At 65.2% G+C, this 7,964-nt stretch carries 10 protein-coding genes; 5 read left to right on the top strand and 5 right to left on the bottom strand.

Features of this window, described 5'->3' with window-relative positions:
- Positions 1-100: 100 nt before the first annotated feature.
- On the top strand, positions 101-451 hold the full coding sequence (locus A5777_RS03015; protein ID WP_005205820.1) for a hypothetical protein: 351 nt from the start codon (positions 101-103) through the stop codon (positions 449-451).
- A gap of 79 nt (positions 452-530) precedes the next feature.
- A complete protein-coding gene (locus A5777_RS03010; RefSeq protein WP_064861567.1) occupies positions 531-1,400 on the top strand; it encodes a 3-hydroxyacyl-CoA dehydrogenase in 870 nt (289 codons plus the stop codon).
- Positions 1,401-1,419: 19 nt separating this feature from the next.
- On the opposite strand, the gene A5777_RS03005 is transcribed toward A5777_RS03010, so the two are convergent.
- Complete coding sequence (locus A5777_RS03005; RefSeq protein ID WP_082933521.1) at positions 1,420-2,016, bottom strand: nucleotidyltransferase family protein; 597 nt, start codon at positions 2,014-2,016, stop codon at positions 1,420-1,422.
- A 174-nt stretch (positions 2,017-2,190) separates the two neighbouring features.
- Here A5777_RS03005 and A5777_RS03000 point away from each other — a divergent pair, with 174 nt between their 5' ends.
- From A5777_RS03000 to uraH, 3 genes are read left to right on the top strand one after another with little or no spacing between them, the layout of a single operon-like run.
- Positions 2,191-4,176, top strand: coding sequence for a solute carrier family 23 protein (locus tag A5777_RS03000; protein WP_064861568.1), 1,986 nt, complete (start codon positions 2,191-2,193; stop codon positions 4,174-4,176).
- A gap of 9 nt (positions 4,177-4,185) precedes the next feature.
- The gene (uraD, locus tag A5777_RS02995; RefSeq protein ID WP_064861566.1) at positions 4,186-4,707 is read left to right on the top strand and encodes a 2-oxo-4-hydroxy-4-carboxy-5-ureidoimidazoline decarboxylase; all 522 of its coding nucleotides are present in this window, start codon (positions 4,186-4,188) and stop codon (positions 4,705-4,707) included.
- Between the two features lie 9 nt (positions 4,708-4,716).
- Positions 4,717-5,043, top strand: coding sequence for a hydroxyisourate hydrolase (gene uraH / locus A5777_RS02990; RefSeq protein WP_064861565.1), 327 nt, complete (start codon positions 4,717-4,719; stop codon positions 5,041-5,043).
- Here uraH and A5777_RS02985 read toward each other — a convergent pair.
- The 4 genes from A5777_RS02985 to A5777_RS02970 form a co-directional block, all read right to left on the bottom strand.
- Complete coding sequence (locus tag A5777_RS02985; protein ID WP_231894721.1) at positions 4,961-5,917, bottom strand: helix-turn-helix transcriptional regulator; 957 nt, start codon at positions 5,915-5,917, stop codon at positions 4,961-4,963. The two genes, uraH and A5777_RS02985, sit on opposite strands and share 83 nt — an antisense overlap.
- Positions 5,914-6,462 (bottom strand): DJ-1/PfpI/YhbO family deglycase/protease, encoded by a 549-nt coding sequence (locus tag A5777_RS02980; RefSeq protein ID WP_064861564.1) that lies wholly within the window; start codon positions 6,460-6,462, stop codon positions 5,914-5,916. The genes A5777_RS02985 and A5777_RS02980 overlap by 4 nt, the downstream gene beginning before the upstream one ends.
- A 12-nt stretch (positions 6,463-6,474) precedes the next feature.
- Entirely contained in the window at positions 6,475-7,326 is an 852-nt protein-coding gene (locus A5777_RS02975) for an SDR family oxidoreductase (RefSeq protein ID WP_064861563.1), read from the bottom strand.
- Positions 7,327-7,394: 68 nt separating this feature from the next.
- Complete coding sequence (locus A5777_RS02970) at positions 7,395-7,805, bottom strand: GlcG/HbpS family heme-binding protein (protein ID WP_082933520.1); 411 nt, start codon at positions 7,803-7,805, stop codon at positions 7,395-7,397.
- Positions 7,806-7,964 lie beyond the last annotated feature (159 nt).

Genomic DNA, 7,964 nt, shown 5'->3' with positions numbered 1-7,964 from the left:
CCCCCCCCCCCCCCCCCCCCCCCCCCCCCCCCCCCCCCCCCCCCCCCCCCCCCCCCCCCCCCCCCCCCCCCCCCCCCCGACTGCGTTTCGAGGAGGTCCGATGGAACCGATCGAGATCAACGCGGGCGCCTGGTACCTGCGCGGAGTCCGCGACGACGAGCGGATCTCCGACGCCGCGGCACTACGCGACCTGGGCGTCGACGATCCCGAAGCCTATGTGCGGCAAGTAGATTCGGGTTGGGCCGACGAGTCGTCGTTCACCTGGGCGGTCTGTGAGCCGACGACGGGCGAACTCGTGGCGACAGTGTCGGTAGTGCTCGACGACGATCGCGCGCGGGTCGTCGGAGATGCCCGTGACGGATACGACGACGCGCTCGCTGCCGCGTATCCGGTGGTTGCCCGATTCGCCACGGGAGCACTCGGCGTCACGGTGTCCGACCAACAGACGTGACGAGCATCAACTCTTCGTCAGTACGCGCGCGAGTAGGTTGAGTTGTAGGGAAGTAACGACCTACAGGAGATGGTTCACGATGGCAGAGTTTTCCACAGTCACGGTGCTCGGTGCGGGCGTACTCGGATCTCAGATCGCATTCCAGACCGCGTACAAGGGAATCGACGTCACGTCCTACGACATCAATCAGAAGGCTCTCGACGCGGCGTCGAAGCGATACGACGAACTCGTCGAGACCTACAAGCGTGAGGTGCCCGGCGCCGCCGACGGCGCAGCGGAGGAGGCGCGCAAGCGCATCACCCTCACCGACGATCTCGCGAAAGCCGCTCAGTCCCAACTGATCATCGAAGCGGTACCCGAAATCCTCGAACTCAAGCAGGACACCTACCGCAAGCTCAACGAACTCGCGCCGAAGGACACAGTCTTCGCGACCAACTCGTCGTCGCTGCTTCCGAGCGACCTCGAATCGTCGACGGGACGCCCGGACAAGTTCCTCGCACTGCACTTCGCCAACCGGGTCTGGCAGTTCAACACCGCCGAGATCATGGGCACCAAGGACACCGACCCCGCGGTCTACGACAAGGTGGTGAAGTTCGCCGACGAGATCGGCATGGTGCCCATCCAGATCCACAAGGAGAAGGCGGGCTACGTTCTCAATTCGCTGCTGATCCCGTTCCTCAACGCGGCCCTCGAACTCGCCGCAGGCGGCTACGCCGATCCGCAGGATGTGGACAAGACCTGGCGCATCGCCACCGGATCGCCGCTGGGACCGTTCCAGATCTACGACGTCGTCGGACTGATGACGCCGTACAACATCCTGATGAACGGCGATCAGGGCAACCGCCACCTCGGCGCGTGGCTCAAGCAGAATTACATCGACAAGGGCAAGCTCGGCATGGCCAGCGGCGAGGGGTTCTACACCTACCCCAAGCAGGAGCAGCCCGCCTGAGACCGGTGACCGCCTGGCGCTACGGCTCGTCGATGTCGCGTCCCGAGGCCAGGTCGCCACACTCGACCATCTCGACGATGTCGGCGTGCGCGCGCAGATACGCCGCGGCGCCGACATCGCCGTTCAACGAATCAAGCACTCCCGCAAGGTGGTCGGCTCCGAGATAGACCGGATGTCCCGGGACGTCGCGATACCTCGGGCGTACCACGGCATCTCGTCGACTTCCCGCCTGCCTCAGCACCCTCGCAACCACATCGGCGCCGACGTCCGGCATGTCAACAACATGTAAAACCACGCCTGCCACATCGCCTTTCTCGCACGCCCACGCGAGAGCCGCGCGCACACTCGCCGACAGCCCGTCCGCCCAGTCGCCGACCCGGATCGGCGCAGCACCAGCGGGGGCGCCGACCACCGCCGCACCCATCGTCACGGCCACGTCGTCGCACCCGCCATCGGCCAGCGCCGACACCGCCCTGTTGAGCCAATCCCCGTGCGCTGCAAGTATTTTCGGAATTCCATAGCGACGCCCCTCGCCCGCGGCGAGTACCACGCCAACCACCGGGTCGCCGCCGGCATCATCGGGGCGGTCCGTGTCGTCGACGCGTGCGATGTTCACGGAAGCCGATCGTAGTCGCCTGTCCGAGATCTCCGTTTTAACCTCGCGGAAACGTGCGCTCGTCGCTGCGCGAGAAGTCGCGCGCGGGTCCACTATCTATCTGCTGACGCGCATCCGTTCGCGCATCGGCGCCACATCTGTGTGCGCGAAACACCCATCCTGTTGGAGGCGACCATGACAACCGAGGCGGCACCGGCGTCCCCGCCGGCAAAGAAGCGCAAGCGCGTACACCCCGTCGATCAGGTGCCGCCACCCGGCAAGCTCGTCGCTCTCGGTGCACAGCATGTCGTCGCGTTCTACGCGGGCGCGGTGCTCGTGCCGCTGCTGATCGCCCGCGCGATCAACCTCGACTCCGACGCGCTGACCATGCTCATCACCGCCGACCTCTTCACGTGCGGCATCGCATCGCTGCTGCAGTCGGTCGGCATCTGGAAGATCGGTGTACGCCTGCCGTTGCTGCAGGGCATCACCTTCGCCACGCTCGCACCTGTCATCCAGATCGCCAACCAGAACGGCGGCGGACGCGTCGGCCTGCAGACGGTCTACGGCGCCGTGATCGCAGCCGGCATCGCGACCTTCCTCATCGCTCCGTTCTTCGCCAAACTCATCCGCTTCCTGCCGCCGGTGGTGACGGGCACGCTGATCACCATCATCGGCGTCTGCCTCATCCCGGTCGGCGCGGGCGACGCGGTCACCAACCCGCACGAGCACCTCCACGACAACGCGAACTGGAAATGGGTGTGCTACGCGCTCGGCACCATCCTGCTGATCGTGCTGATGCAGCGATTCTTCCGCGGCTTCATGGCAACGATCGCGGTGCTGATGGGCCTCGTGGTCGCCACCTTCATCGCCTGGCTGTGCGGCGACGCATCATTTGGCATCGTCGGCGAAGCCGGCTGGTTCGGCTTCACCCCGCCGTTCGCCTTCGGCGCTCCGAAGTGGGACCTCGTCGCGATCGTGTCGATGATCGTCGTGCTGCTGGTCGTCGCTGTGGAATCGACCGGATCGATCTTCGCGACCGGCGAGATCGTCGGCAAACGCATCAAGAAGGAGGACGTCGCGGCCGCGGTACGTGCCGACGGCGTGGCCACCATCTTCGGCGGAATCTTCAACTCGTTCCCCTACACCGCGTTCTCCGAGAACGTCGGTCTGGTGCGGCTGACCGGGGTCAAGAGCCGCTGGGTGGTCGCCTGTGCAGGCGTCATCATGATCATCCTGGGCTGCCTGCCCAAGCTGGCGAAGGTGGTCGAGTCCATTCCCGCGCCCATCCTCGGCGGTGCGGCGCTGATCATGTTCGCGACCGTGGCCATCGTCGGTATCCAGACGCTCACGTCGGTCGACTTCACCGACCACCGCAACCTCATCATCGCGGCCACCTCGCTGGCCGTCGCCCTCTATGTGCAGTTCTCGCAGTCGGCGACCCCCACCACCGTCATCGAGAAGGGTGGCGCGCACGTCGACGTCCCCGCACTGCCCGGCGTCGATCAGGCGATGCCCAACATGATCCTGCAGATACCGTTCTCGACGGGCATCACGATGGGTGCGATCACCGCAATCCTGTTGAACCTGTTGTTCTTCCACGTCGGACGTCGCGGCCCGGCCGTCGCGGGACGCGGCGCCATCACCCTCGACGCCGTCAACAAGATGACCTACGTCGAATTCAGTCAGACCTTCGGTGGCCTGGTGCAGAACGTCGACTGGGTGGTCGAACGCGCCTACGAGCAGCGCCCCTTCGAGGACGTCCACGATCTGCGCAGCGCCTTCCAGGAGGCCATGCTGACCGGCAGCGACGAGGAACAGTTGCAGCTCATCCGCGCATTCCCCGACCTCGGCGCGGAAGACGAGACCGGCGAGCTGACCGCCGTCGACCACAAGGGCCTGTCCCACCTCGAGGAGACCGAGCACGAGAACGTCGTCGACCTCGCCAAGGCGTACAAGGACCACTTCGGCTTCCCGTTGGTCATCGACGCGCAGGAGGCCGAACGCTACGACCGCGTGCTGCGCAACGGTTGGGCTCGCATGGACAACTCCGAGACCTCGGAGAAGTCCTTCGCGCTCATCGAGATCGCGAAGATCGCCAACCACCGGTTCGACGATCTCGTGGCCGACGCCAACCCACTCACCTCGGCTCGCTTCAGCCGTCAGCCAGAGCTCTCGTAGGCTGAGCGCGTGCGACGAGTGGATTGGCGTGGTCTGCCCAGTTTCAACGAGCTGTCGGAGCGACAGGCGATCAGCACGCTCTACGAGTGCTGCAGTTCATCGATCTGGGCGTTGCGCGTCGCCAAGGCGCGTCCGTTCGTCGACGACGAGGCACTTCTCGAATACGCCGATCTGATACTCGCCGAACTGACCGAGACCGACCTCGACGAGGCATTGGCGGGGCACCCCCGCATCGGTGACCGCCCCGACAACGCCTCGTCGAGTCGGGAACAGTCGGGAGTGACCGGCGCCGATCCCGAGGTACTCGCCGAGCTCAGACAGCTCAACAAGGAGTACGACGAGAAGTTCGGGCACGTCTACCTTGTGTTCGCCAATGGACGCCCCGCAGAAGAACTGCTCGCGATCCTCAAAGAGCGCATACGCAACGACGCTCCGACCGAACGTCGCGTCATGCGCATGGAGCTCGCGAAGATCAATCGCAGTCGGCTGCAACGGATGCTGACACCCGCCGTCGAATTCGTCGACGACTAGGCTGACCTCATGACCGGACTGTCCACTCACGTCCTCGACGCCGTCAGCGGTGCTCCCGCAGTCGGGATGTCGGTGATCCTGCGCGACGTCGACGGCGAACAACTCGCCTCGGGCACCACCAACAGCGACGGCCGCATCCCGCAGGTCAACACCGACCCACTCGCGCCGGGCACCTACCATCTGGTCTTCGCGACCGCAGACTGGTTCGGCGCCAACGGAATCGTCGGCTTCTACCCGCAGATCGACATCTGCTTCACCGTCGACGATCCGAATCGGCACTATCACGTACCGGTGCTGCTGAGCCCGTACTCGTATTCGACGTATCGCGGGAGCTGAGTTCTCGACGTTGTTCCTCGCGGTCGTAGACGACGAGCGACAGCTCATCACAGCCACGCACCTGCAGCGTCGTGAAGTGGCAGCCGACGACGCCCTCTCCCGGGACGCGGATTCGCCAGCGTCCCGACCTCTTCTCGTGCGGTTCGTAGCGATTCCAGATGTAGCGAAATGCCTTGCTGGACCGCCACAACTGGTCGATCAACGCTCGATGTTCCGCCGACGCCTGCCGCGTGGCCAGGTTCAGATGCGCCAGCCCCACGACCTCGTAGGCCTTGGCCGTCCAGTCCACGTACACCGATCTGCTGATCGGGTCGTCGAAAATATACTGCAGCAACGAGACTGGTTGAATCGGCCATTCGGAAGAATCCCGGTCGGGGAACAGGACGGCCGCGGTTGCCTTGTCGACGGTGGTCAGCATCAGCTCGTCAGTGAGCAGGTGCAGCATGACGGTGTCGAAGAGCTTCGAACCGATCGTCAACAGATCGCCCTGCGCCTCGTCGAGCGCCTCCGCGGTGATCTCGGGAGCACCCGACGGTTCGGCGGTGAGTGCCAACAGGTACCTGCGGTCGAGATCGCTCAGACGCAGGGCGTCGGCGACAGATCCGACGACCGCGCGCGAGGGGTGCGCCACCTTGCCCTGCTCGAACTTGGTGTAGTAGTCCATGCTCACCCCTGCGGCCCAGGCGATCTCCTCGCGCCGCAGTCCCGCAACCCGACGGTCGGTAGTGGCGTTGTAGACAGGCCAGGAGGGATCGGGGGCCAACTGTGCGCGTCGATTCCGGAGGAACCCGGACGTCGCGGTGGCGCGGTAGTCGGCCGTGACAGAGCGCGACGACGCGCTCTCCGCGTCGTCGGTCCCCCGGCCTTCGCTCATGCGAGTTGCGCGTCGATCGCGGCGGTGAACTCCGAGAGGTCGTCCGGGGTGCGCGACGTGATCAGCGCGAACCCGTTGGTGTCGTCACTCACCACCGCCTCGTCCACCCAGTTGCCGCCGGCGTTGTTCACATCGGTTCGCAACGACGAATATGACGTCAGGGTCTTGCCGACGAGCAATCCCGTTTCGACGATCAGCCACGGTCCGTGGCAGATCGCGGCGACGGGTTTACCCGCATCGGCAAAACTGCGCACCACGCTCTGCGCCCTCGCATCGGTGCGCAGTGTGTCGGCGTTGAGTGTGCCCCCGGGCACCACGAGGACGTCGTAGTCGGCGGGATCGACGTCGGCGATCGCGGCATCAGCGGCAACGGTCGAGCCCGGATCCTTGTCGCCCACCAATGTCTGTACGTCGTCGCCGTCCACCGTCGCGACGGTGACGGCGACGCCTTCCTCCCGCAGATGATCACGCGGGACAAGTAGCTCGTCACGTTCGACGCCATACGACGTCGCGATGATCAGTGCCTTCTTGTCGGAGAGAGCCATTATTCGATCCTTTCAGGAATTGCCGTCAACTGGCGTGTACGGGGAGATGTCGTAGGCGGTCGCGACCAGTTCGGGACGTTTGCCGTCATTGAGCGTGCGATCCCACTGCGCCTGTGTCTGTGCCTTGATGTCGTCGACCGTGTGGGCGGGCAACACGTGTCGGTAGTCGGTGTCGGTACCGGTGAGGACATCGATCGTCACGGTGATGACCTCCTCCGGGTCGAACTGCTCGTGCGGGAATGCGAGCTTGCTGTAGTCGTAGAGTCGCGTCGACGGATCGTCGACCCACGACTTCCACTCCTCGAACATGGTGTCGTTGAATCCGGTGAGGAACGGCCCGGGGTTGATGGTGGCAACCGTGACGCCGTACTCAGCGAGTTCCTGATCCAACGCATCAGCAAACGCTTCGACGGCGTGCTTCGAGCCTGCGTACGCACCGGTGAACGGGTCGACGGTGAGCCCTGCGACCGACGACATGAAGACGATTTTGCCGCCACCCTTGGCCACCATCCGCTTGGCGATGGGCTGCGTCAGCAGGATCGGGCCGAAGACGTTCACCTCGAACTGCCTGCGGAGATTGTCGGCGGGAATGTCGACCGACGAACCGCCCTCGGAGATTCCCGCGTTGTTCAACAGCACGTCGACGTCCCACTGCGCGGCCTTCCGGCGATCGCCCTCGTCGGTGACGTCGAGCTTCTCGACCCGCAGGTCGACGCCGCGCTGCTTCGCCTCGGCGCGCAACACGTTGACCTGCGCGATGATCTCGACACCCGCGATCACGTCGTGTCCTTGCTCCGCCATGCGTAGCGCAACCTCTTTGCCGAAACCGCTTCCGGCACCGGTGATCAGATACGTCGTACTCATCACTTCTCTCCTTCATCGTCGATGACCGGCAGGACCGGTCGTCATGTCACACGCCGCTGGATTGCGGCTCACAGTGCAGCCGACGCCTCACGGGCGACCGTCGTGTCCTGCTCACGAGAGCCGCCGCTGACACCGACAGCTCCCACCACCATGCCGTCGACGATCAGCGGGATGCCGCCCGCGAAAACCAGGACGCGGCCGTGACCGCTCAACGCCATGCCCCAGAACTGTTCTCCTGGAAGCGAATCGGCGGCGAGATCTCCTGTTGGCGACTGGAAGAACACTGCGGTGTGCGCCTTGTCGATCGAGTGCTCGATACTTCCGAGCTGGGCGTCGTCCATCCGAACGTGAGCGACCAGGTTCCCGCCGTTGTCGACAACGGCGATGTTGCTCGGCGAGCCGATCCGTTCGGCCGCGGCGATCCCCGCGTCGATCATGCGTCGTGCGTCGGAGAGTCCGACCGTTGTCATACTTCGCACTGCTGCCTCCTCAACTCATTGATCGGAGTGCGCCGCTGTCACAGTTCGAGCGCGTATCACCCACGCTAGGCAGACCCCCGACGCCGGGGGGGGGGGGGGGGGGGGCCGCCCCCCGCCGGCGCGCGCGGGGGGGGAGGGTCGAGGGGCCGGGGCCGGGGA

It is taken from the genome of Gordonia sp. 852002-10350_SCH5691597 (genome assembly GCF_001665715.1).
GTDB lineage: Bacteria > Actinomycetota > Actinomycetes > Mycobacteriales > Mycobacteriaceae > Gordonia > Gordonia sputi.
The sequence above is the reverse complement of the archived record's forward strand: the minus strand, read 5'-3'. Positions and strand labels throughout refer to the sequence as shown.

What these genes read in the sequence shown, in the direction of transcription:
- A5777_RS03015 (WP_005205820.1), top strand. Translation starts at nt 101, where the DNA reads ATGGAACCGATCGAGATCAACGCGGGCGCCTGGTACCTGCGCGGAGTC.
- A5777_RS03010 (WP_064861567.1), top strand. Translation starts at nt 531, where the DNA reads ATGGCAGAGTTTTCCACAGTCACGGTGCTCGGTGCGGGCGTACTCGGA.
- A5777_RS03000 (WP_064861568.1), top strand. Translation starts at nt 2,191, where the DNA reads ATGACAACCGAGGCGGCACCGGCGTCCCCGCCGGCAAAGAAGCGCAAG.
- uraH (WP_064861565.1), top strand. Translation starts at nt 4,717, where the DNA reads ATGACCGGACTGTCCACTCACGTCCTCGACGCCGTCAGCGGTGCTCCC.
- A5777_RS02985 (WP_231894721.1), bottom strand. Translation starts at nt 5,917, where the DNA reads ATGAGCGAAGGCCGGGGGACCGACGACGCGGAGAGCGCGTCGTCGCGC.
- A5777_RS02980 (WP_064861564.1), bottom strand. Translation starts at nt 6,462, where the DNA reads ATGGCTCTCTCCGACAAGAAGGCACTGATCATCGCGACGTCGTATGGC.
- A5777_RS02975 (WP_064861563.1), bottom strand. Translation starts at nt 7,326, where the DNA reads ATGAGTACGACGTATCTGATCACCGGTGCCGGAAGCGGTTTCGGCAAA.